This window comes from Moorena sp. SIO4E2 (assembly GCF_010671945.1).
Taxonomy (GTDB): Bacteria; Cyanobacteriota; Cyanobacteriia; order Cyanobacteriales; family Coleofasciculaceae; genus Moorena; species Moorena producens.
Genome location: NZ_JAAHIE010001147.1, coordinates 1 through 1,584, shown reverse-complemented (window position 1 = coordinate 1,584; position 1,584 = coordinate 1). Strand labels below are relative to the sequence as shown.

1 protein-coding gene and 1 pseudogene are annotated in these 1,584 nt (G+C 44.1%); one reads left to right on the top strand and one right to left on the bottom strand.

Annotation, left to right across the window (positions count from 1 at the left end):
* On the top strand, positions 1-675 hold a 675-nt coding region (locus tag F6K37_RS41620), incomplete at its 5' end, for a TRAP transporter substrate-binding protein (protein WP_287257115.1).
* 589 nt (positions 676-1,264) lie between these two features.
* Here the strand turns inward: F6K37_RS41620 and F6K37_RS41615 are convergent.
* Positions 1,265-1,584 (bottom strand): annotated as a pseudogene (locus F6K37_RS41615) (photosystem II q(b) protein); the annotation flags it as partial.

The following is a 1,584-nucleotide window of genomic DNA, read 5'->3' as shown; positions in this document are numbered from 1 at the left end:
CAGGAACTCTATGCTGACTTTGGCGTGATTAATTTTCCAGCGGGTAACACCAGTGCTCAGATGGGAGGTTGGTTCAAGAAACAAATTAATTCTGTAGCTGACCTGAAGGGATTAAAAATGCGTATCCCTGGATTAGGAGGTAAAGTGATGGAGCGCTTGGGGGTGAATGTCCAAGTATTACCTGGGGGTGACATTTTCCTTGCCCTAGACCGGGGAGCCATTGATGCTGCTGAATGGGTTGGTCCCTATGATGATGAGAAGCTGGGCTTGTACAAAGCAGCTAAGTTCTATTATTATCCCGGCTGGTGGGAACCCGGACCAACCCTAGAGGTACAGGTTAATAAAAAAGCTTGGGATAAGTTGCCTAAGGACTATCAGGAAATCTTTAAAGATGCCGCCAGGTACGCCAATATCAACATGGGGGCTAAGTATGATGCTTTGAATGGAGCGGCATTGGAACGCTTGATTAAAGCAGGTGCTAAGTTGACTCCTTACTCTCAAGACATTTTGCAGGCGGCTGAGAAAGCATCATTCGATTTATTTGAGGAAGATGCTAGCAAAGATCCCAAGTTTAAGAAGGTTTATGAACAGTGGAAGGGGTTTCGCAAGCAAATTTACAAGTGGCATGGCACAAATGAATTGAGTTTTGCTAATTTCGCCTTTTCTCGGAACTAGAGCACTATCGTAATCTTAAATTACTGAATAACTGCCAATCTTAGCTTTGATTGGGAAGCAGCCAGTTAAGCTGAACAATACTGTCGATTAGGGAATTTTTACCAAATTTTATCTATGAGGGGTGACACCCCTCGCTAAATTTGTTATATTGAGATCAGTAGATAGATGCACCCTGATGATCCAGAGAGTCTTTTTGACGGCTCTCTTATTTTTTTTTTTTGGGAAAATTGATACGTGAACATATAGCACTACCCATTTAGATTAGGACATTCCTAAATTCCAAAACTTAGTCATAGCTTACTTTTGACTTCTGACTTCGAACCTTGCTGACTTGCGCGTAGCGCTATACCTAGGGTCAGCTGCTTGGAAAATTATTAAATGAGGGGTGACACCCCTCACTAAATCTGTTATATTGATATCAGTAGATAGATGCACCCTGATGACCTAGAGAGTCTTTTTGACGGCTCTCTTATTTTTTTTGGAAAAGCGATTGGTGCTTTGCCACCAAATAAAAAAGCGCTCCCTTTTTGGAGAGCGCTGATAGGGGGTACTTGTGTACTCCCCTAGGGGTGATGAGATTAAACTCTTATTAGCCGTTGATAACTGGAGCAGTCAAAGCTACAGGAGTAGCTTCAGCCGCAGCTAGGTCTAGAGGGAAGTTGTGAGCGTTACGCTCGTGCATGACCTCGAAACCTAGGTTGGCACGGTTGAGTACGTCAGCCCAGGTGTTGATCACGTGACCTTGTGAGTCAATGATGCTCTGGTTGAAGTTGAAGCCATTCAGGTTAAATGCCATGGTGCTGATGCCCAGTGCAGTAAACCAGATGCCGATTACAGGCCATGCACCCAAGAAGAAGTGCAAGGAACGGCTGTTGTTGAAGGAAGCGTATTGGAAGATTAAACGACCGA